The organism is Rothia sp. P7208, from assembly GCF_048512915.1.
GTDB lineage: Bacteria > Actinomycetota > Actinomycetes > Actinomycetales > Micrococcaceae > Rothia.
Map to the genome: position 1 here is coordinate 103,458 of NZ_JBLXXW010000004.1, position 23,340 is coordinate 126,797.

The window sequence follows — 23,340 nt, forward strand, 5'->3', positions numbered from 1 at the left end:
CTAGAACAACGCCCAAAAACATGCCCCCCATCTAACGGTAAAAGCTGAGCGGGCCGAATAGTACACTTAAAACACACATTTAGGGGAATAATGGCTATATTGCTTCCAACCTCATGGAACGAACTTCGTGATGAACTAGACTACGAAAACGGAAAAATCATCGAACAAGGAGAAGGCGGCCACGAAGTCCGTCGTTCTGTTCTACCTGGTGGTATTCGAGTCATCACCGAAAAAATGCCAGCATTACAAAGTGTCTCTTTAGGTTTTTGGGTGGGTGTCGGCTCACGAGATGAACAAGCTGGAATGTACGGTTCCACCCACTTCCTCGAACACCTCCTCTTCAAAGGAACCGCTCAACGAACAGCTCTAGATATCGCCGAAGCCTTTGACAGCGTCGGCGGAGATTCCAACGCCTTCACCGCAAAAGAACAGACCTGCTACTATGCTCGAGTTCTGACAAAAGATATGCCCCTCGCCATAGACGTCATGGCAGATATGCTGGCGCACTCTTTACTGGATGAAGAACTTTTAGAAAAAGAACGCCAAGTGATTCTTGAAGAACTCGCTATGGGCCAAGACGACCCTGTAGACGTAGCATTCGAAAGTTTCACAGAACAACTCCTTGGCACACACCCATTAGGGCGACCCGTGGGCGGTACGGTAACAGAAATTGAAGATGTACCGCGCCAATCTGTGTGGGAACACTACCGCCACTACTACACCCCTGAACAGCTAGTTATTACCGCCGCTGGTGGGTTAGAACACCGCGAGGTCGTCCAACAGGTTCTCGAAGCATTCTCTCGGTACGGGTGGGAACTACCCGAGAATACTGCTCCTATTGAACGACGTGCTAAAGGAATCAGCCACATCGCTGATGGAATAAACCACAAAATTATTGATAAAGGTTGCGAACAAACACACATCTTATTGGGCGTTCACGGCATTATCTCTCAAGACGATAGACGCTATGCATTGAACGTTTTAAACTCAGCTTTTGGGGGAGGGATGTCCTCACGTCTTTTCCAAGAAGTTCGTGAAAAACGTGGACTAGCATATTCCACCTCTGCTTTTTCGAATTCATACTCTGACGCCGGAATTTTTGGTATGTACGCAGGATGTTTACCCGATAAAGCTGAACAGGTACAAGAAATCCTCCGAACAGAATTCGATAAGCTAGCTCAAGACGGTCTACACCCAGAAGAGCTGAAAAAAGTAATTGGGCAGATGCAAGGCTCTATGTTGCTTGGTTATGAAAGTCCTGAATCACGTATGACTCGTCTAGGAGTTATTGAGCTAGGTTCGGGCATCTATCGAACTCTAGAAGAAAGTAGCCAGAAACTAGGTGAGGTCACTTTAGAGCAAGTACAAGAGCTAGCACAATTCCTCGCCCAACAAGAGATGACAACAACAATCGTCCGATAGAACACCCCACATTAGAATGTTGATACGAAACTAAACGGTTCTTTACCAAGCGGGGGAAGTTGCTGGCTGAACAGGTTCTGCCGGCTCTTCCTCCGCCGTATCTTGTCGGTCTAAATCTTTTTCCGCCTGAGCTACTGCTGTAGCAATAGTTTGGGCATAAACCTTTTGACCGATAGCTTGAGGATGCACCCCATCCGAGACAAAATACTCGGGGTGGTTCTGCGCTGCCTTAGCCCAATCTGCGATGACAATACTCTTCGGGTATTTTGCGGCAGCTTCTTTAATGACCTTATTAGAATCTTGAACCCACGTCAGATGTGCCGGAGCAGCGCCCGTGACAAGAACAATTTTTCGTTGACCATGATCTGAAATATCTTTAATCAGCTGGTCAATCTCTTCTATCGAATAAGTGGAATTGGTTGTTACCGAAAGTACGACAACAGAACCTAATTGTCCATGCTCGTTAAGACGAGAAATCACGGGGAAAGCCTTGACGATAGTACGAGAGACTTCTCCATCAACTGTCGCGTCAGGTAACGCCTCGTGAAGGGCCTCTGCCGAGGCTAAAGATACCGAATCCCCAATAACCGTTACCGAAGGATTCTCTTCCTGTTTCGTCGCTTGTTTAGAGGAGTTTTCTCTTTCTGTAGCAGCCGCAGAATCAGCATCGGGTGTAGGCGTGGGCTTTTGGTCGACGATATGTTCTTCATGCGCCTTTTGCGCTTGTTCGCCAGCTGCCACAATATCTTCTGCAGAAGTTGTCTTGGGTGCGGTAATGACTGCTGCTGTGGTAGCAGCAGTACATAGAAGAACCGCACCTAAGGCCACAAAAGAGGGTAGTTTTTGTTCGCCAGAGAAGGTATTCCAAACAGACGATGCACATGCCACAAAACCACGTTGGCGGATAGGCTCCTCAACATACATATATGACAAGCCCGAAATGATTAAAGTCAAAAAGAGAACAAAGAATTCAACCCAAAGTTTCTGATGGACACCAAAAGTGTAGTGTGCAAGAACATAGAGCGGCCAATGCCAGAGGTAAATACCGTAAGAACGTCGCCCAATCCACACTAAAGGAGCCCACGAAAGAACCTGACGTAGAACATCTGAAGCAGGATTATGCACGTCAGGTAAGAGAGCCTGAATTACCGACAATGCTAAGAAACCGGCAAAGAATAGTCCACCAGGCATAAAAAATATTTGGGTCTGTTCTAAAAGCATTGCATAAAGTACTAACCCAAAAAGGGCTAACCAACCAGCACCTGAACGTAAAGCACCTTGCCAACGCTCCCCATAACCGACCAGCTGATATAAGCGAGAATCGGCTGGCGGGTACATGCTCCACGGAATCATTAGCGCTAGAAGAACACCCAACATCAAAGGAAAAAGATGCGTATCAGTACCATAGTAGATGCGGTTTGGAGAAACCTCGAAAACGTTGAGAACAACACATAATAGAACCGATAGCAACCCCAAAATAACGGGGATAAGCGCACGACGACTCCACCGCGAAACAAACATGAAAACAATGACGAGTACTACCGGCCATAGAATATAGAACTGCTCTTCAACTGCTAAAGACCAGAAATTAGTGAGCAACTCAGGGGAAGTCTGTGTGAAATAATCATTGCCAGAAAAAATATAGAGCCAGTTAGAAGAAAAAGTGAACGCACCAAAAATTTGACGCCCCAGATTCACCTGCGCGTCATGGCCAATAATGAGTGTAAGCGTACCAATAACAATGATGAGCAGAACAATCGATGGAATGAGTCGACGAGCACGACGAACCCAAAAATCAATGATGTTCATCTTGCCGGTGTAGGCACCTTCACGCAAAAGCAAAGCAGTAATGAGGTAACCGGAGATGACGAAAAAAATATCGACACCAATCATGCCCCCTGGAAGCACTCCCGGCCATAAGTGATAGACCACCACACACAATACGGCTAACGCTCGTAAACCGTCTAAACCAGGTAGACGATACTTCCGTTGGCCTTCTGCAGGGTCAACACTGGAATAAAAGACATGCTCTTGATTCAACTGTTACCTCTAATTACCTAATCAGTTACTTCACGAGAAACGAAGTAACTGTATAAGTTTATGGCACAGCTGAGGATATCTCCGCAATTTTTCTGCGCTACATTTAGAGTGTTATACAGACATTGAAGAGAATAACGACTCTCTACCTGCATCGAAACACACCTCAAGGAGAAAACGTGAGTATGAGCACCCCCTGGAAAGTCGCTATCGCCGGAGCCTACGGAAAAATGGGACAAGAAGCCGTCCGAGCCGTAGAAAATGCACCTGACATGGAACTCGTCGCTCAACTCGGCTCTCACGATCCTCTAGAAAAGATGATTGAAGCGCAAGCACAGATTCTAGTAGATCTCACCGTACCCAATAGCACCGAACAAAACGTCCATTTTGCTATTGAACACGGAATCCACGCCGTCGTTGGAACCACCGGATGGGATGAAGAAAAACTCAACCGGCTTACAGAAAAACTGACACAGAATCCAATAACCGGAGTGCTCATTGCCCCGAACTTCGCCATCGGAGCCATTCTCGCCACAGAATTTGCAGCACGGGCAGCCCAATACTTTGAATCAGTAGAAATTATTGAACTTCACCACCCACAAAAAGTTGATGCACCATCTGGTACGGCCGTACACACCGCACATAAAATAGCTCAAGCACGCAAAACAGCAAATCTGCCAGTATCTCCTGACGCTACCGTCACAGACACCGGAAACTCTCGTGGAGCACTCATCGACGACGTCAGAGTACACGCCGTACGCTTGCGAGGGCTCACTGCAAGCCAAGAGATACTTCTCGGGGACGAAGGGCAACAATTAACGATTCGCCACGACTCCTTTGATCGTTCCTCGTTCATGCCTGGGATATTACTGGGCATCCGAAAAGTCAGCTCTCACCCTGGCTTAACACACGGACTTGACCATTACCTCGAACTGAGCTAAAAACCATGAACTCGCTACGAAACTTCACAGCGAGCGCATGCGTGCTCTTAGTCCTCACCATCTTCATACTGCCCTTAGAAAATCACACGAAACTTTCTCTAATCGCGGTTTTAGCCTGTAGTGCTCTATTCCTCTTCTGGGAGGTAACCGGACGAACCAAAGCCTTCGCATGGGCTATCATTATCGCGCTCACTCTTTACCTACTGATGAGCATGAGATATGCTCTGGCTTTATTCCAAGCAGGAACATCCACCGGTTATCTGATGGGCGCTGGCATGATAGGTCTACCAATACTAGGGGGGTGGGCCATGATACGAGAAATACTCTTTGGTATACGTGTCGAAAAACTTGAACAACAACTCCACCTCGAGGACACCTCCAACTCGTATCGTGAACTGCTCCAACAGCTAGATGACGGACAGGCACAAGAACTCTTTAACACCATGGAGAAACTCATCGAACAAGAACCTCACAGCTGGAAGAACTGGTTTGTTCTTGGACGCATCTACGAGGTGCTCAAAGACCGTAAACGGGCCCGAAAATCTATACGTATAGCGCTCGCCTTATCTGAAGGTAAAACACCCGCATCGTTAGAGGTGTAGAGGTGTCAGCGGAGATGATGAGTCGGCAAAATACAAAAACTGAGCAAAAGAGGGTAGTCTAAGGAATATGTCTGAGTCCTTAAACCACACTAAAGGTACGTTTGTTGAGCCCATTTTTGGCAGAATGCTCACCGCTATGGTGACTCCTTTTTCTGCTGACGGCTCTGTTGATGAAGAAAAAACAGCCCAACTGGCACAATACCTTGTTGATAATGGTCACGATGGGCTAGTTGTTTGTGGCACAACAGGCGAGTACTCCACCATGACAGACGAAGAAAATGAGCGGGTTTTCCGTATCGTCAAAGATGCGGTGGGGCAGCGTACCACGATTATTGCTGGTGTTGGTTCTAACGATACTGCCCATACCTTGCATTTGGCTCAGCGTGCTGAAGCAGTTGGTGTTGACGGTCTTTTAGTGGTGACACCGTATTACAATAAACCGACTCAGTCTGGTTTGCTCGGGCATTTTACCGCTATTGCAGATGCTGTACATACTCCGGTGATGCTTTACGACATTCCTGGACGTGCGGGTATCCCTATCGCTCCTGCTACCTACCAGAAGCTTGCTCAACACGAAAATATTGTTGCTGTCAAAGATGCTAAGGCTGACTTTTCTGCGGCAACAGAAGTGATGGCAACAACCGATTTACAGTTTTATTCTGGCGACGACGGACTCACCTTGCCATGGTTGGCTATGGGAGCTGTCGGACTTATCGGCGTGACAACTCATATTGCACCGCAATTATTCCGAACATTGATTGATGCCGTTGTCGCTGAAGACTTATCTCAAGCGCAACAGTTGCATCGAGAGCTCACTCCTATTGTTACGGCAACGATGTCGTGTGTTCCAGGATGTGTAGCTGCCAAAAAGATTCTTACATGGCAAGGACTTTTGGATTCTCCAACGGTTCGCTTGCCGCACGTGGAGCCGACGCAAGCAGAGGAGACTCTCATACGTTCTTATCTAGAGCAATCGTCGATAGCTTCCACTCTTATTCGCTAAAAACTCGGATGAAGCGGGTTCATGAACTCTTCTAGTTTGTGGACTCGCTTTTGCCATGACATATATTGAAGGACATAATATTGGCAGTATTTGATACAGAACTTCGCCAACCTAAAAAGTTGAAGAAAGACACTCTACGTGTTGTTCCTCTTGGAGGACTAGGCGAAGTCGGACGTAACATGACCGTATACGAGATTAACGGTCAGCTTCTCATCGTGGACTGTGGCGTGCTCTTCCCTGAAGAATCTCAGCCTGGTGTCGACCTCATTCTGCCCGATTTGAACTACATCAAAGACCGTCTTGACGACATCGCGGCAGTTGTCCTCACTCACGGACACGAAGACCATATCGGTGCGGTACCGTATCTATTGCGCCGTCGCCCTGATATTCCGTTGATTGGTTCTCAGCTGACTTTAGCGTTGGTTGAAGCGAAGCTTGCTGAACACCGCATTAAACCTTACACATTGACTGTTGTTGAGGGGCAGACCGAAAAAATTGGTCCTTTTGAATGCGAATTTGTGGCTGTTAACCACTCTATTCCAGACGCTTTAGCTGTATTTATCCGTACAGCTGCCGGTAAGGTGCTTCATACCGGTGACTTCAAAATGGATCAGTTGCCGCTCGACGGTCGACTAACGGATCTCCGTCATTTTGCCCGTCTAGGAGAAGAAGGCATTGACCTCTTCTTGCCTGATTCAACGAACGCAGAAGTTCCTGGTTTTACTCCTACCGAGAAAAATATTGGTAAGGTTCTTTCTCAGGTCTTTCGAGATGCCACCCAGCGTATTATTGTGGCGTCTTTCTCCTCTCACGTGCACCGCGTTCAACAGGTTCTCGAAGCCGCCCATGAGCGTGGCCGAAAAGTAGTGTTGGTGGGGCGTTCTATGGTACGTAATATGACCATCGCCGAGAAATTGGGGTACTTGAAAGTTCCTCCAAATACTTTGGTTGATTTGAAGAAAATTGACCAATACCGTCCTGATGAAATCGTCATGATGTGTACCGGTTCTCAGGGAGAGCCGATGGCAGCTTTATCTCGTATGGCTAATGGGGATCATAAGATTCAGGTTGAACAAGGTGACACTATCGTTCTTGCTTCTTCTCTGATTCCTGGCAACGAGACGAGCGTTTATCGCGTTATTAACTCATTGTTGAAGCTTGGTGCTGAAGTGATCCATAAGGGTAACGCAAAAGTCCACGTTTCTGGGCACGCTGCTGCTGGAGAGCTGTTGTACTGCTATAACATTCTCAAACCAAAGAATGTTATGCCTGTTCACGGTGAGGTTCGACATCTTATCGCAAATGGTAATTTGGCAATTGAGACGGGTGTCCCTGAAGAGAACGTCTTATTGTGTGAAGGTGGAACTGTTGTTGACTTGGCAGATGGCGTTGCTCAGATTGTCGGTCAAGTTCGTTGCGATTATGTGTATGTTGATGGTCGTTCTGTCGGTGAGATTACGGAGGAAGACCTCAAAGACCGTTTGGTCTTGAGTGAAGAAGGCTTCGTTTCTGTGGTTGCGGTGATTGACCGTGAAACAAAGCGTGTGGTTTTTGGTCCTGATATTCACGCTCGAGGAGTGGCTGAAGACGATTCTGTCTTTGAAGATATTGCACCAAAGATTACTGCTGCTCTTGAAGACGCTTTGCATCTTGCTCCAGAGAAGGTTCATACTACACATCAACTACAGCAGATTGTCCGTCGTACTATTGGTTCGTGGGTTGCTCGTCGTCTGCGACGGAAGCCCATGATTTTGCCAACGGTTTTGGACACTCCTTCGGCAAAGACTGCAACTACTGAATAAGTTAAAGATAAGGTTTAACTTATTAGTTTTTATTCGTTATTATTCAAGCGGGTGAAACGACCTTTGGGAAGGTTTCGCCCGCTTGAGTCCACTGAAAACTTACGGGATGTATGGCACGCAGAACAACATCAGCTCATAAAACGAACACAAAGCGTCCTTCAACACGCACGCAAACTCGAAAGAAGAGTACCTCAACACGCTCATCAGCGCGTTCAACAGCGAGAGTTGAGCGTCCTTCTTGGTTCTCTCGTACCGTCCTTGGTACGTGGAATGGTTTTGCGCACCTTATTGGTGGAGCTATCCGACGTATGGGCGAACTTCGCACGGACATTGCACCAGAAGAGCGCCGCGACGGAGGCGCATTAGTTGTTTTGCTCATGGGCCTTATGACTGCCGGCGTTGAATGGTGGGCTTGGAGCACACTGTCTTTGCCGTCATGGGTTGAAAGCCCTCTGCGTTGGTGGCATGTATTCATTGGGGGAGTCTGGGGACAAGGCGCTCTATTGATTCCCTTCTTCGCTGTGTTCTTCGCTGTACGTATTTTCCGTCACCCTCTAGAGGTTCGTTCGAACAACCGTATTGCTGCTGGGCTAACCATTATGCTCGTTGCCGCTTCGATGGTTGCCGCGAAACTGGACGATTTTCCAACCTTTGCTCAAGGTTTTGAAGGTGTCTGGAATGGTGGTGGGGTTGTTGGACTGGTTGTTTCTGCTCCTGCAGTGCGTCTTGTCGGCGGCATCAATATTCTTGAATGGGTTCTTTGCGGGCTTGTTTTTGCTGTAGGTCTATTGATTGCGACGAAGACGCCACTTCGTCACATTGGTCCTCGTTTGGTGCATATTATGGGGATTCTCTTAGGAGAGCCGCCCGCAAAAATGCCAGAAAACCATGAACCTGAAGATAAGGTTGAATCAAAGCTCCCTGTATACCATGATCGTAGCTACCTCTACGAGAACGAAACCACACCTGAAAAACCATCCTCCTCACGAGGCTTTTTAGCATGGCTTGGATTCGGCAAAAACGCCCGTCGAGACACCTCTTTAGACCGCTACGACGGAGACGAAGCCTTTGAAACTGCACTCCTAACAGAAGAACTAGAACCACACGAACAATTCACCCCAGAGCCTGCCGAAAACACCAGAAAAGGCCGCACTAAACGACGCGCTACAAGAACAGAACCAGACACACACAACCTAGAGACACTCTCTACCACCCAAAAACTTAACGGAAAAACACGTGTTGTTTCTCAAACCACACCAAAGCTCTTCGACCAAGACCAATGGGCGACACCAGAAACAAACACCCTAGACGCTCCTGCTCAACGTCTGGCACAAGCTCAACAAGCAGCCATGATCCGCGGACGGCGTGAAGAACCTCAACAACACGAAAATATCTTCTCAACACCTGAAGAGGCTCCAACCTCTACCGTCGAACCCTCTACCGAAACACCGACGGCTACTGTTGAACAACCGTCTCCTGCTAAAACAGCAGATGTAGCACCACCTGCTATCGGAAAACCCGCACCACCAAAACCCGCCGTAGCGGAAAAACCCGTGGTAGCCGAAAAATCTACGGTGCAGTCACCGCTAACAAATAACACGCTCAAACCTGCAGTACAAGAGGCCCGTCCTCAACAAGTGGTAGCACTCTCGAACGGCACATACGCTCTACCTGAAGAGTCCATGCTCGTTGCCGGACCTCCTGCAAAAGAAAGCTCTGAAGTTAACGCTCAAGTCGTAGAATCCTTAACCAACGTCCTCGAACAATTCAATGTTGATGCTGAAGTTACGGGATTCTCTCGGGGGCCAACAGTAACTCGCTACGAAATTGAGTTAGGTGCTGGCACCAAAGTTGAGCGTGTAACCGCACTATCAAAGAACATCGCCTATGCTGTGGCCTCTGCGGACGTGCGTATCCTGTCACCTATCCCCGGTAAATCTGCCATTGGTATTGAAATTCCCAATACCGACCGAGAAACGGTCGCTCTCGGTGACGTTCTACGTTCTAGCCAAGCACACCATAATGACCACCCCATGATTATGGGCGTTGGTAAAGATGTTGAGGGCGGATTCGTTCTAGCTAACCTTGCAAAAATGCCGCATATGCTTGTTGCTGGTGCTACTGGTGCCGGTAAATCATCGTTTGTGAACTCGATGATTACCTCTATTTTGATGAGAGCAACTCCTGATCAGGTACGTTTGGTCATGGTCGACCCTAAACGCGTAGAACTGACCGCATATGAGGGCATTCCCCATTTGATTACCCCCATTATTACGAACCCTAAGAAAGCTGCCGAAGCTTTGCAATGGGTCGTTCGTGAGATGGACGCACGCTATGATGATTTGGCCCATTACGGTTACAAACACATCGATGACTTTAACAAAGCGGTCGAAGCTGGAAAGATTCAACCGGATCCAGGTAGTAAGCGCACTATCAAAACATACCCATATCTTTTGGTGATTGTTGACGAGCTTGCGGATTTGATGATGGTTGCTCCACGCGACGTTGAAGAAGCTATCGTTCGTATCACTCAGCTTGCACGAGCCGCTGGTATCCATCTTGTTTTGGCTACGCAGCGTCCTTCTGTTGACGTTGTCACCGGCTTGATTAAAGCAAACGTTCCATCTCGTATGGCCTTTTCAACCTCCTCTGTTACTGACTCTCGAGTGGTATTGGATCAGCCGGGTGCTGAGAAACTTATCGGTCAAGGTGATGCTCTGTTCTTGCCGATGGGTGCCTCGAAACCGATGCGTGTACAAGGTGCTTGGGTCAGCGAATCAGAGATTCACCAGATTGTTGAGCATGTTAAAACGCAGATGCCAGTGAACTATCGTGAAGATGTTCTACAATCGGCTCCAAAGAAACATATTGATGACGATATTGGTGACGATCTTGACGTCCTTCTGCGTGCAGCTGAGCTAATCGTAACGACGCAATTTGGTTCTACCTCAATGCTGCAACGTAAATTGCGTGTAGGCTTTGCTAAAGCAGGACGTCTAATGGACTTACTGGAATCTCGCGAGATTGTTGGTCCTTCCGAAGGGTCTAAAGCACGTGATGTTCTTGTACCTCCTGAGGAATTGCCGACTGTGCTTGCGCGCTTACGCGGTGAAGATGTACCAGAACCATCTGTAAGTTCGCACAGCGCCGATACTGATGAATATCTCAGCGCTGGTGAGTCCTCATCGGATGATGATTCAAGCGAAGACGCATGGAGTTTAACTGGTCGATAAAGTCGACACAGACAGAGGAAGGTACTGTTATGGTCAGAAAAAAACAGCAGGAACTATGGAATGTGCCTAATATTCTTACCATGCTGAGAATTGCAATGGTGCCTTTATTTATGGTGCTGTTACTGGCTTCAGGCCCTTATGGCCAGTCTTCTTCTGCTGCGCGTTGGTGGGCGGTCGCTGTTTTCGTCATCGCAATGCTGACCGATTGGCTTGATGGGTATATTGCTCGTTCGCGAAACCTCATCACAAATTTTGGAAAAATTGCAGACCCTATTGCCGATAAATTATTGACCGGTGCTGCTTTTATTGGGTTTTCGCTCTTAGGTGAGCTTTGGTGGTGGGTTACCTGCGTTATCCTTCTTCGCGAGTGGGGCATTACGCTGATGAGATTCTTCGTGATTCGTTATGGCGTGATGGCCGCTGGCAAGGGCGGAAAACTCAAGACCGTATTACAAACCGTTGCTGTGATTCTCATGCTTCTTCCTCTGGGACTGTTAGGTTTCTGGGCCTTACTACCGGGATATGCGGTGCTAGCGGCAGCAACAATATTGACGGTTACTACCGGGGTTGAATACGTGCGTCATGCTTTAGAGTTGCGTCGTAGTGCTCGTAGAAGAAGGTTGTGATGTCTTCCCAGACTCTTGCTGAACAGGTCGTGTTCTGCGCTCGCCAACGAAAAGTTTTTATTGCTACTGCCGAGTCTTTGACAGGTGGCATGATTTCGCAACATTTGTGTTCTGTTGTGGGAGCTTCTTCGGCGTATCGTGGCGGTATCGTCTCATACGCAACAGATTTGAAGGCAAAACTTTTAGGTGTAGATGAACAACTTCTAGAACGTGAAGGTGCTGTTCATCCTGAAGTGGCTCAGAGCATGGCTTTGGGTGCTATGCAGGTGTGCGGGGCAGATTATGCTGTTTCGACGACGGGAGTTGCTGGCCCTGAACCGTTGGACGGGCAACCCGTTGGTCGAGTATTTTTAGGTATTTCGACGCCTGATGGCGTTTTTTCTCAAGAGAAGATGTATCAGGGTACTCGTGAGGAGATTCGTGAACGTTCTTGTCAGGATGCTTTAGAACTTTTGTTGAACTATCTGAAATAACGTAAAAGATGTTTTTAGCTGAACTTTCAGTGAAACTACAGAAAACTTTGAGATAAATAGGGAATGAAACACGCTCGTTGTGCTGTTATATATAATGCCTCTTTTATAGAGCATTGATGATTCTAAAAAGTTCTTTGTGAATCAGGATAGTAGATAGCTGATTGAGTATTCATCATACGCTAGGCTATAAAAAATATAGCTTCGAAGATTCGAAGCCGAAAATATCAGGAGTTAGGTATAAAAATGACCAAGCAACCCGTATCCGTGAACGGTGTCGTCCGTTGGAAGGATGTGGGTCAGTCCACTCATACTGCACCCACTCAACATGAGCCAAAAGTACTTCTTTTGCGTCAGGCTATTGGTGAGGTGCTTCGCGACGTTCGTCAGCGTCAAGGGCGTACGCTTCGTGAGGTTTCGCATAGCGCTCGTGTGTCTTTGGGGTATCTTAGCGAGGTGGAACGTGGGCAGAAAGAAGCATCTTCTGAGCTTCTTGGTTCTATCTGTCAGGCACTAGATATTCCGTTGTCTCAGATGTTACGTGAAGTTTCGGATCGACTATCTGGGGAAGATCGCTTCAGTGTGCCTGATACTGTTCCTACAGAATTTTCGGAGCAGTTTAATCGTGAGTATGGGATTGCTGCAACATCTTCTAAGGATATTCCTGCTGAGTGCACAACAACACGCTAGAACAAAGCGGTTAATAGAACGTGAAGTACGGTTGCTTACGATGGTAGGCAACCGTACTTTATCTGTGAGGACATTATGCGTTTAAGCGAGTTTTGGAGACTGATGGATGATGAGTTTGGTGCTCATTATTCTCGGGTACTTGCCAAAGATGTAGTTTTGGGTGCGTGTGGAGATATAACTGCTGTTGAAGCATTAGAGCGGGGTGTTCCGGTTCGCCAAGTGTGGGAGGCTATTTGCGATATGCAAGAAGTTCCTGAATCTCGACGTTTGGGGCGAGATATTCCACCGCGAAAAAATTAGTAATTTTGTTCGAGGTTATCTTCCGAGTAAGTAGAAAATATATTCGATAAAGGGTATGCTCTGTATTCGGAGCTTGAAGATATAACGCACGGTATCTTATCCACAGTTTTGTACTTCTCTGTTTTTCAGCTCGAACGCTTGTAGAGTGGTAACGAACAATAACAATAGTCATTCGGACGTGCCGAAGTGAGGTAACACAATATGGCAGCTAAATCTCGAAATACTCAGCCTGTAAGCCGAGTATCTGATGAAGGTCGCGAAAAAGCTTTAGAGACCGTTCTCGCTCAGATTGATAAGAGCTACGGTAAAGGTGCTGTGATGCGCCTCGGCGATAAAGAGGCCGTTAAAGTAGAGACTGTCTCAACCGGTGCTTTGTCTCTGGACGCTGCTTTAGGTATTGGTGGGCTACCTCGCGGGCGTGTTATCGAGATTTATGGTCCTGAATCTTCTGGTAAAACAACGGTAGCTTTACACGCCGTTGCTGACGTTCAAAAACGTGGCGGTATTGCTGCGTTCATTGATGCTGAGCATGCACTTGACCCTATCTATGCTGCAAAACTTGGTGTTGATACGGATGCTTTGCTTGTTTCTCAGCCTGATACTGGTGAACAAGCTTTAGAAATCATGGATATGCTTGTTGGGTCCGGCTCTGTAGATATCATCGTCGTAGACTCTGTGGCTGCTTTGGTCCCTCGCGCTGAGATTGAAGGCGAAATGGGGGATTCCCACGTTGGGCTACAGGCTCGTTTGATGTCTCAAGCGCTACGTAAAATTACGGGTCGTTTGGCACAGACCGGAACTACCGCAATTTTCATTAACCAGCTACGCGAAAAAATTGGTGTGTTCTTTGGTTCTCCAGAAACAACAACCGGCGGTAAAGCTCTTAAATTCTATGCTTCAGTTCGTATCGACATTCGTCGTATCGAGACGCTAAAAGACGGTGCGCAGCCTATCGGTAACCGTACTCGAGCTAAAATCGTGAAAAACAAGATGGCTCCGCCCTTCAAACAAGCTGAATTCGACATCCTATACGGCGAGGGTATCTCCGTTGAAGGCGGCATTATCGATATGGGCGTTGACAACGGCATCGTTAAAAAATCTGGTGCTTGGTTTACTTACGAGGGTGAACAGCTTGGGCAAGGTAAAGAAAACGTTCGTAAGTTCTTGAAAGATAATCCGGAACTGACCGAAGAAATTAAATATAAGACCTTAGTTAAACTCGGCATCATCGAAGATGATACGCAGATTGGGGAGAGCGAAGTTCAGGAGAGTGACCCTCTCAATAGCTCTTCAGACGGGCTCTAATATTTCTTAGATAGTGGGGTAAGGAGCGTATGCTTCTTACCCCACTATTTATTCGTGAACCATTGACATTTCATGTTGAGCTATATTGCCTAGCATCAAAGTTGAGGAGAAGAACATGGAATCTTTTGACGAAGAGAACTATCCTTCATGGCACCCTGCAGCATGGGGTGCAGCCGAAGAAGACTTACTTAAAAGTTCTCAGGACTTCTCTGGTTCATCTTCAGCGAGTCAAAGCTCTTGGGGCGATCAAGAAGACGCCTCTGAGAGCAAAGAGCTCAGCGAAGAACAGAAAGCCCGCGAGTTTACGCACGCAAAAAATATTGTGTATCAGCAGCTAGCCGCTTCTGCTAAATCGCGTTTTCAACTCGAGAAAAAACTATCTGATAAAGGAATCTCTGCGGAGATTGCAGAAGACCTTTTGCAACGTTGCGAAGCTGTTGGTCTTGTCAATGATGAAGAGTATGCCCAAATGTATGTTCGCACAACAGCGAACATGAAAAAACTATCTCGTTCAGCGCTACGTCGAGAGTTAAAAACTCGAGGCATCCGCGAAGAATATATTGAGCAGGCTTTAGCTCAACGTAGTGATTCTGACGAATATGAGGATGCTGTTAGCCTAGTTCAAAAAAAGTTGCGTCCATCAATGAACTTGAGTGACTATCGAGAAAAAGAGAAAATTATGCGCCGTCTCGTCTCTATGCTAGGACGTAAAGGATATTCTTCTTCTCTGGCATTTTCTGTAGTGCGTTCGGAAGTAGAGCGCATGGCTGAACATCAAGAACGTTCATCCTACGAATAAAGTTCACAACTAGATAGGGCAAGAGAACACATCGTATTGGTTGGCGCTATACGTACTTTGGTATGAGTGACCAAAAACCCGTAGAATCTACTCTTAGTGACAGCCTGACAGTATCTTTCATCGAGTAGGGTTAAAGAGTGACTTTGAATCTTCCTGAACAACAGACTTCTTCAACTACGTGTGCAACGACCTCTAAGCCTTCACGAACCTATGAAGTTCGTACTTTCGGCTGTCAGATGAACGTTCACGATTCCGAACGTATGAGCGGGCTACTCGAAGCTAATGGCTATGTACCCGCCAGCTCAGAACAAACACCAGATCTCATTGTCTTTAACACTTGTGCTGTACGTGAAAATGCTGACAACAAGCTATACGGTAACCTCGGTCAGCTTGCTCCTGTAAAACGAGCCCACGAAGGTATGCAGATTGCTGTCGGCGGATGCTTAGCGCAAAAAGATCAAGATACCATCATCAAAAAAGCGCCGTGGGTAGATGTCGTCTTTGGAACACATAATATCGGCTCACTACCAACATTGTTAGAACGTGCACGTCATAACCACCAAGCACAAGCGGAGCTTCTTGAATCTCTTGAAGTCTTTCCCTCCACGCTGCCGACTAAACGAGATAACGTATATTCAGGCTGGGTCTCTATCTCTGTCGGTTGTAACAACACCTGCACTTTCTGTATTGTGCCAAGCCTACGCGGTAAAGAGAATGACCGCCGCCCTGGAGAAGTCCTTGCAGAAGTTCAAGCACTTGTCGACGACGGCGCTATTGAAGTCACTCTTCTTGGGCAAAATGTGAACTCTTATGGTGTAGATTTTGGTGACCGTCAGGCTTTCTCAAAACTTCTGCGTGCCTGCGGAAATATTGAGGGCCTTGAACGAGTCCGGTTCACCTCACCACACCCTGCAATGTTTACCGACGACGTCATCGACGCAATGGCTGAGACACCAAACGTTATGCCGGTACTACATATGCCTTTGCAATCTGGTTCAGATAAGGTGCTTAAAGATATGCGTCGTTCATATCGGTCTAAGAAGTTCCTCGGCATCTTAGATAAAGTTCGTGCCCGTATTCCTGAAGCTGTGATTACTACGGATATTATTGTCGGGTTCCCTGGAGAAACTGAAGAAGACTTCCAAGAGACACTAAAAGTTGTTGAACAAGCACGTTTTTCCTCCGCCTTTACTTTCCAATATTCGATTCGTCCTGGTACTCCAGCTGCAACAATGGAGAACCAAATACCTAAAGAAATTGTTCAAGAACGCTATGAGCGTCTTATTGCTTTACAAGACCGTATCGCTGGTGAAGAAAACCGTAAACAACTAGGAAAAACGGTAGAACTCATGGTGGTCGCAGAGTCAGGTCGTAAAGCAGAACAAACTCATCGTCTTGCCGGACGTGCCCAAGACCAGCGTTTGGTGCATTTTTCTGTCCCTGCTGGTTGCGAGCAACCTCGACCCGGAGACCTCGTCACTTTACCCATTACGGAAGCCGGTTCTTTCCACCTGATTTCAGACCCTAGCGCTGAAGAGTATTCTTTACGCCGTTCACGTGCAGGAGATGCTTGGGATAGAGCACAAGCTGATTCTTGCGGTACAACTGGCACTACTCAAGTTCCTGGGACACCGGTGAACTTAGGGTTTCCCACTTTTCGTTCCTAACCGCTAAAGGTGGTGTGTAATAGCCATGCCTGCTTCTAAAGTTCAAGAAGAACACGTTGTACCCGTCATTGCTGTTGTCGGCCCAACCGGTGCAGGGAAAACGGACTTTGCGATTGAGTTAGCTCAACACCTCGGCGGAGAGTGTATTAATGCTGATTCGATGCAGTTCTATCGGGGGATGGATATTGGCACGGCTAAAGTGACCGTAGAAGAGATGCGGGGGATTCCTCACCATCTTCTGGATATTCTCGACATTCGTGATGAAGCTTCTGTAGCCGTTTTCCAGCAGCAAGCAAGAGAACTCTTCGACCAGATTCGTTCACGTGGAAAATATCCCATTATGGTGGGCGGCTCTGGGCTTTATGTTCGTGCCGCTTTAGATATTTTAGATTTTCCTCCTACTGATGCTCAGGTGCGTCAACGACTAGAGCGAGAGCTTATTGAACAGGGGCGTGGTGTTCTTCTCCGACGGTTGAATGAGGTTGATCCAGTATCGGCATCTCGCGTGCACGATGACAGGCGTCTAGTGCGTGCTTTAGAAGTGTGGGAAGTGTCAGGACGAACGTTTTCTTCTTTTATGCCTGAACGTGAGTATTTTCAGCCTGCTGTGCAAGTAGGCATTAACTGTGAACGTTCTCAGCTGCATCAGCGTTTAGAAGCTCGGGTCGAAAAAATGGTTCAACGGGGGCTTGTAGATGAAGTCCGCTCTTTAGAATCTTTAGGCCTTCGAGAGGGGAAAACGTCATCTCGGGCGATTGGGTATAGGGAATTTTTGCGTCTTATCGATGCAGAACGTTCTGCGTCCAAGAGCTATTCTTTAGAACAGGCTATGATAGATACCACGACTGCGACTCGTCAGTTTGCGCGCCGTCAAATCACATGGTTTAACGCTGATTCTCGAGTGACTTGGCTCGAAGGCGATTCTCACGCAAAACTGACTCAGACACAGCAGCTTCTGGCAGAATACTGATAAATATCTTCGATATACAAAACAACATCTGATGTTTTGAATCAATGGCGAAAGGTAAAGCGAATGACGGAAAATACTTGGGGAGATCTCAGCGGTGTTCCTTTAACTAAAGGACACGGGACTGGTAACGACTTTATTTTCGTCACTGACCCTGAAAAACAGCTAAAACTACCAGAAGAACTCATTGCCCGTGTCTGCGACCGTCACTTCGGTATTGGTGCTGACGGTTTTATTCGCGCAGTCAAAGCACAGATGATGGAATCTGATGCACCTGAAGACCGCTGGTTTATGGATTATCGTAATGCTGACGGAACCATCGCAGAGATGTGCGGTAATGGTGTTCGAGCTTTCGTAGAGTACCTAGTTTCTGAAGACTTGTTGACGCTTGAAGAAGGCGAACGAGTACGCATTAGCACCCGTGCTGGAGTGAAGACCGTGGGGCGAACAGACAACGGATATGCCATTGACATGGGTCCCTGGAGCTTTATCGACGGAGACGTCGCTCGTGAAAGTGGCGTAGATTCACAGGTGAGTGTTCGTGGACTTAAAACCCCACGCTCGGCACTTTCTATCTCGATGGGAAACCCCCATACTGTTGTCGCCTTGGGCACTGACGGAAAACTAGATGGGCTGAGCCTTGATGCTGCCCCGAAAGTAAGCCCGACACCTGCCCACGGTACAAATGTCGAGTTTGTTGTTCCTGAAGAAATTGAGGATACAGAAGCTGAAACAGGGGTAGCACATGTGGGCGCTATCCGTATGCGTGTTTATGAGCGTGGCGTGGGGGAAACCCTCTCTTGCGGTACTGGTGCTTGCGCAGCAGCAGCAGCAACCCGATTCTGGGCTGGAGACGATGCCCCTGACGAATGGCTCGTATACGTCCCAGGCGGAACTTTAGCTGTCACCTTTGTAACGGGCCCTGACGACCTCGAACATGTGGTGCTAGCAGGTTCGGCTAGTATGGTTGGAAAAGTCGTTCTTGTATAGTCGTGATGAGGTGAGGTTCTATGCTTTGAGAACCTCACATCATCTTTTTAAGCGTTGCGAATTAAGCGTTGCGAACAACTTCAAGGATTCGGAACCCCTTAGAGGTACTGTAGCGTGATACTTGAAAAGTTCCCTGTGGCTGTTCTTCTAATTCGTGTGCTAACCATTTTTGTAAAGAATCTGCCCCGAGGTTCTTTTGAACCACGAGATATGCGCATCCGCCCACGTTTAACCGTGGAATCCATGTGCGCAATATGTTGTGTAGGACATCTTTTCCTACACGGATAGGTGGATTAGACCAGATGGTGTCAAACCGTAAATCTTGAGGTACTTCCTCTGGAGCGTAGACCGTCACATTGGTAAGCCCTAGCTTTTGCGCATTGGTACGGGTGAGGTGCGCAGAACGTTCGTTAACCTCAACACCGGTGACCTGAGCTTGAGGGTTTTTTAACGCCAAGGTCAGGGTAATAGGGCCCCACCCCGTGCCGATATCGAGAAATGATGTGCCTTCCGGCTCGGGCACGTTCTCAAGGAGTATTGCGGTGCCTTTGTCGATACCGCTGGGACTAAAAATACCCGATGCGCTTTGTACTCGTACTCGTTGGTTTGTTAGAGTGACGTCAATTTCACGAGGGGAGAAATCGCTATTGGGTGTAGCGGAAAAATAATGTTCGGCAACCATAGCTCACTACTTTACGGGAAAACAGAAGCTGGCGCTTGAACCTTCTTCCTCTGAGCTCGAAGAAATATCGTGGCTTCATACTGAATAAGGGCTGTAGAATGAGAGCAGATTGACGAAAGGTACTATGAATACTTCTGAATTTAATGAGCAGAATCCTCAGAAACTCCCTAGCGACGAACTGTTGAGAGAGACCGTAGACCGTGTTCTTGGGCGTTCTGCATCTTCTCGTTCTGGGGCGCGTGTTTTGGACGAACAAGCACGCGAAATATCTGCCGTGGATGTTGAACATTCACACTATGATGGCGCTCAAGAAGATCTTGCTGAGCGTCGAGCCTTGCGACGTGTTGCGGGTCTATCAACAGAACTTGAAGACGTTACAGAGGTTGAGTACCGTCAGCTTCGTCTAGAGCGTGTGGTTCTTGCTGGATTATGGACAGAAGGTACCGTTGCCGACGCAGAAAATTCTTTGCGTGAGCTTGCTGCCTTGGCGCAGACAGCGGGTTCAGAAGTCTTGGACGGCATTATTCAACGTCGTTTAAAACCAGACCCTGGCACTTTTCTCGGTTCAGGTAAAGCACTTGAACTTAAAGATATTGTGCAGGCGACTGGTGCTGATACTGTTATCGTTGATTCAGAGTTGGCTCCTTCTCAGCGTCGTGCGTTAGAGGATATTGTGAAGGTCAAAGTCATTGACCGTACTGCTTTGATTCTTGATATTTTTGCTCAACACGCAAAATCCCGTGAGGGTAAAGCTCAAGTTGAGTTGGCTCAGCTTGAATATATGCTTCCTCGTTTGCGTGGCTGGGGTGAATCTCTGTCTCGTCAGGCAGGTGGGCGTGCCGCGTCTGGTGAGGGTATTGGTTCACGTGGTCCTGGTGAAACCAAAATTGAGATGGACCGTCGTCGTCTGCGTGCTCGTATGGCAAAGCTACGTCGTGAGATTGCGGCGATGGCGCCCTCTCGCCAGACCAAGCGTTTGAATCGTCAGCGTCATGACGTTCCTTCTGTGGCGATTGCTGGCTATACCAACGCTGGTAAGTCTTCTTTGCTGAATCGTTTGACTGATGCTGGTGTCCTCGTTGAGAATGCTTTATTCGCAACTCTTGACCCTACGGTCCGTAAGGCGCAGACACCTGATGGTGTTGGCTATACGCTTTCTGACACGGTAGGTTTTGTGCGTTCTTTACCTACACAGCTGGTAGAGGCTTTCCGTTCTACGCTTGAAGAAATTGCTGATGCTGACGTCATCGTGCATGTGGTTGATGGATCTCATCCTGATCCTGAGGGACAGATTAAGGCAGTTCGTGAAGTTCTACATGAAGTAGATGCGCACGAGATTCCTGAGATTATTGTTTTGAACAAGGCAGATGCTGCTGACCCGATGGTGCTCGAACGCGTACAGCAACGTGAACGAGATACTGTGGTGGTGTCTGCTCGTACGGGACAGGGCATTGTAGAGCTTCAAGAAATTATTGCTCAGCGTATTCCACGCCCTTCGGTTCAGCTGAATCTGCTTATCCCATATACGCATGGTGAGGTCGTTTCTCGTTTGCATCAGTGGGATGCGGAGATTCTATCAACAGCTTTTGTTTCTGATGGGACATATATTCAAGTGCTGGTTCGTGAACAACTTTCCTCTGAACTAGCAGAATATGCTTTAGACGACGAGTTGATGGAAGTCTTACGACCAGAGATTGAACAAGCTCGTCAGGATGGTGCTGTTGAGGTTTCTTCTCGATGAGTTCTTGTGAAGAACGGGTGAGCGCTCCTACTGGAGAAGAACTTGAGACGTTGCCTGGAGCGAAGCCTGCTCTTGAACTACTAGATCATGTGATTGCTTCTAGCGGGGGAGAACAGCGTGCTGGGCAACGGAAAATGCTCGCTCATGTGGCTCAGTCCTTTGAACTGAAACGGCATCTGCTGGTCCAAGCTGGTACGGGAACGGGAAAGTCTTTGGGCTATCTGATTCCTGCTGTTTATTATGCTCAATTTTCGGATAAGCCTATTGTGGTTGCGACGGCGACTTTGGCGTTGCAAACGCAGATTATCAATCGTGATTTACCGCAACTTTTAGAAACCCTTTCGAATGTTCCTGAGGGTCAAACTGATGTTGCTGTTCTCAAGGGCCGTAATAATTATGTGTGTGTTCATAAGCTTGAGGGCGGTTACCCCGACGATGAACAAGAGGATACTCTTTTTGCTGCAGATGTGGCCAGTGGTTCTGTTGGCCGTCTTGGTCAGGAAGTGTTGCGTCTTCGTCAGTGGGCTCAGACAACTGATACTGGTGACAGGGACGATATTAAACCCGGTGTTTCTGATCGTGCTTGGCGTCAAGTCTCTGTTTCTGCTGCTGAATGTTTGGGTAAACGCTGTCCTTTGGTGGAGTCTTGTTTTAGTGAGCTTGCGCGTGAGAAGGCTGCTCAATCAGACATTATTATTACGAATCATGCTCTTTTAGCGATTAATGCTTTTGAAGGTATTGGTGTTTTGCCGGAGCATGAGGTTGTTGTTATTGATGAGGCACATGAGTTGGCAGACCGTGTGGCGGGTGCTGTGACGGGCTCTCTTTCTGCCGGAATGGTATATTCGGCTGCTCGTTTGGTGCGTAAACACACGAAAGCTAGTTCTGATCCTTTAGAACATGCTGGTAGCGCTTTAGAAACGTCTTTACGTGGCGTTGCTGCAGAGCTTTTACCTCGTGGCTTGACGGAGAGTATTGCTCATTCTGTGGAGCTGGTGCGTGAAGCTGCACGTGTAGCATTATCTGATACGAAAAGTGACTCTAAAGATAGTGATGCACCACGTCAGTTGGCGCGTAGCGCTCTTTCAGAGTTATTAGAGATAGCTGAACGGTTATTGGGCGCTGACGAGCATCATGAGGTGGTGTGGCTATCTCGTCCACAGTTGTGGGAAGCTGGGCGTGGTTATGCTCCTGCTTCTGATGATGACCCCGCAACGTTGTATATTGCTCCTTTATCGGTTGCGATGCAGTTACGTGAAGGACTTTTTGACGGGCGGACGGTGGTGCTGACCTCTGCAACGTTAAAGTTGGGGGAATCTTTTGATGTGGTTGCGCATTCTTTGGGGCTGAGCGGTGCAGGTGCTCCTCGATGGGAGGGGCTAGATGTTGGTTCTCCTTTTGATTACCCTAAACAAGGTCTGCTGTATGTTGCTGCTGATATTGCTAAACCATCTCAGGGGATTTCTACTGCTCAATTAGAGCGTATGTGTGAGCTGGTAGAGGCTTCTAACGGTGGTGCTTTGGGGCTTTTTTCTTCGAGGCGTGCGGCTGAGGATGCGGCAGAGTATCTTCGTGAACATACCGATGTTTCTGTTCTGGTGCAGGGGGAGTCTTCGCTTGGCTCTTTGGTGAAGGAATTTTCTGAGGATAGAGATTCGTGTCTTTTTGGGACGATGAGTTTGTGGCAGGGTGTTGATGTGCCGGGGGATTCTTGCCGTCTGGTACTGATTGATCGTATTCCGTTCCCTCGTCCTAACGATCCTTTGATGCAGGCTCGTACTCGGTCTGTTGCTTCTCGTGGTGGTAACGGTTTTATGAGTGTTTCTGCGTCATATGCGGCTGTTCGTATGGCTCAGGGTGTGGGGCGTTTGATTCGTTCTAGTGATGATCGTGGTGTGGTTGCTGTTCTTGATTCTCGGTTGGCTACTCAACGGTATTCTGGATATTTGATGAGTGCTTTGCCTCCTTTTTGGAAGACTACAAGAACTGATGTTGTATGTGGCGCTTTGCATCGCTTGCATACACAAGTGAGTTAGCGCATAAAAATATTGGGTGTGTTCCTG

At 47.7% G+C, this 23,340-nt stretch carries 19 protein-coding genes; 17 read left to right on the forward strand and 2 right to left on the reverse strand.

The window, feature by feature from the left end; genetic code table 11:
* The first annotated feature begins 90 nt into the window (after positions 1-90).
* Positions 91-1,422, forward strand: a complete 1,332-nt coding sequence (locus ACN084_RS05700) for a M16 family metallopeptidase (RefSeq protein WP_419106185.1) — start codon at positions 91-93, stop codon at positions 1,420-1,422.
* 42 nt (positions 1,423-1,464) lie between these two features.
* Here ACN084_RS05700 and ACN084_RS05705 read toward each other — a convergent pair whose 3' ends face one another.
* Entirely contained in the window at positions 1,465-3,462 is a 1,998-nt protein-coding gene (locus ACN084_RS05705) for an acyltransferase family protein (RefSeq protein ID WP_419106186.1), read from the reverse strand.
* A gap of 182 nt (positions 3,463-3,644) precedes the next feature.
* Between ACN084_RS05705 and dapB the strand changes: the two genes are divergently transcribed.
* From dapB to dapF, 14 genes are all read left to right on the forward strand, one after another.
* Entirely contained in the window at positions 3,645-4,400 is a 756-nt protein-coding gene (dapB, locus tag ACN084_RS05710; RefSeq protein WP_419102180.1) for a 4-hydroxy-tetrahydrodipicolinate reductase, read from the forward strand.
* A 5-nt stretch (positions 4,401-4,405) separates the two neighbouring features.
* On the forward strand, positions 4,406-5,002 hold the full coding sequence (locus tag ACN084_RS05715; RefSeq protein ID WP_419106187.1) for a hypothetical protein: 597 nt from the start codon (positions 4,406-4,408) through the stop codon (positions 5,000-5,002).
* 67 nt (positions 5,003-5,069) lie between these two features.
* Positions 5,070-6,005: a 4-hydroxy-tetrahydrodipicolinate synthase gene (gene dapA, locus ACN084_RS05720; RefSeq protein WP_419106188.1), complete on the forward strand. Its 936-nt coding sequence runs from the start codon at positions 5,070-5,072 to the stop codon at positions 6,003-6,005.
* Between the two features lie 80 nt (positions 6,006-6,085).
* A complete protein-coding gene (locus tag ACN084_RS05725) occupies positions 6,086-7,807 on the forward strand; it encodes a ribonuclease J (RefSeq protein WP_419106189.1) in 1,722 nt (573 codons plus the stop codon).
* Positions 7,808-7,917: 110 nt separating this feature from the next.
* The gene (locus ACN084_RS05730; protein WP_419106190.1) at positions 7,918-11,040 is read left to right on the forward strand and encodes a DNA translocase FtsK 4TM domain-containing protein; all 3,123 of its coding nucleotides are present in this window, start codon (positions 7,918-7,920) and stop codon (positions 11,038-11,040) included.
* A 29-nt stretch (positions 11,041-11,069) separates the two neighbouring features.
* Positions 11,070-11,666 (forward strand): CDP-diacylglycerol--glycerol-3-phosphate 3-phosphatidyltransferase, encoded by a 597-nt coding sequence (pgsA, locus tag ACN084_RS05735; protein WP_419102185.1) that lies wholly within the window; start codon positions 11,070-11,072, stop codon positions 11,664-11,666.
* On the forward strand, positions 11,666-12,139 hold the full coding sequence (locus tag ACN084_RS05740; RefSeq protein ID WP_419106191.1) for a CinA family protein: 474 nt from the start codon (positions 11,666-11,668) through the stop codon (positions 12,137-12,139). Before pgsA ends, ACN084_RS05740 begins: the two co-directional genes overlap by 1 nt.
* A 243-nt stretch (positions 12,140-12,382) precedes the next feature.
* Entirely contained in the window at positions 12,383-12,826 is a 444-nt protein-coding gene (locus tag ACN084_RS05745) for a helix-turn-helix domain-containing protein (protein WP_419102187.1), read from the forward strand.
* Between the two features lie 75 nt (positions 12,827-12,901).
* Complete coding sequence (locus ACN084_RS05750) at positions 12,902-13,126, forward strand: DUF3046 domain-containing protein (RefSeq protein WP_419106192.1); 225 nt, start codon at positions 12,902-12,904, stop codon at positions 13,124-13,126.
* A 201-nt stretch (positions 13,127-13,327) separates the two neighbouring features.
* Complete coding sequence (gene recA / locus ACN084_RS05755) at positions 13,328-14,431, forward strand: recombinase RecA (protein WP_419102189.1); 1,104 nt, start codon at positions 13,328-13,330, stop codon at positions 14,429-14,431.
* Between the two features lie 115 nt (positions 14,432-14,546).
* Positions 14,547-15,230, forward strand: coding sequence for a regulatory protein RecX (locus ACN084_RS05760; protein WP_419106193.1), 684 nt, complete (start codon positions 14,547-14,549; stop codon positions 15,228-15,230).
* Positions 15,231-15,373: 143 nt separating this feature from the next.
* A complete protein-coding gene (gene miaB / locus ACN084_RS05765; RefSeq protein WP_419102229.1) occupies positions 15,374-16,897 on the forward strand; it encodes a tRNA (N6-isopentenyl adenosine(37)-C2)-methylthiotransferase MiaB in 1,524 nt (507 codons plus the stop codon).
* Positions 16,898-16,922: 25 nt separating this feature from the next.
* Complete coding sequence (gene miaA, locus ACN084_RS05770) at positions 16,923-17,867, forward strand: tRNA (adenosine(37)-N6)-dimethylallyltransferase MiaA (RefSeq protein ID WP_419106194.1); 945 nt, start codon at positions 16,923-16,925, stop codon at positions 17,865-17,867.
* Positions 17,868-17,930: 63 nt separating this feature from the next.
* Positions 17,931-18,854, forward strand: coding sequence for a diaminopimelate epimerase (gene dapF, locus ACN084_RS05775; protein ID WP_419106195.1), 924 nt, complete (start codon positions 17,931-17,933; stop codon positions 18,852-18,854).
* Positions 18,855-18,915: 61 nt separating this feature from the next.
* Here dapF and ACN084_RS05780 read toward each other — a convergent pair whose 3' ends face one another.
* A complete protein-coding gene (locus ACN084_RS05780; RefSeq protein WP_419106196.1) occupies positions 18,916-19,536 on the reverse strand; it encodes a class I SAM-dependent methyltransferase in 621 nt (206 codons plus the stop codon).
* A gap of 124 nt (positions 19,537-19,660) precedes the next feature.
* On the opposite strand from ACN084_RS05780, the gene hflX reads away from it, so the two are divergent.
* Both hflX and ACN084_RS05790 read left to right on the forward strand, forming a co-directional pair.
* Positions 19,661-21,277 carry a GTPase HflX gene (hflX, locus tag ACN084_RS05785; RefSeq protein WP_419106197.1) on the forward strand — a complete coding sequence of 539 codons (1,617 nt, stop codon included), beginning with the start codon at positions 19,661-19,663 and terminating at the stop codon, positions 21,275-21,277.
* Positions 21,274-23,313 (forward strand): ATP-dependent DNA helicase, encoded by a 2,040-nt coding sequence (locus tag ACN084_RS05790; protein ID WP_419106198.1) that lies wholly within the window; start codon positions 21,274-21,276, stop codon positions 23,311-23,313. The genes hflX and ACN084_RS05790 overlap by 4 nt, the downstream gene beginning before the upstream one ends.
* Positions 23,314-23,340: the final 27 nt, after the last annotated feature.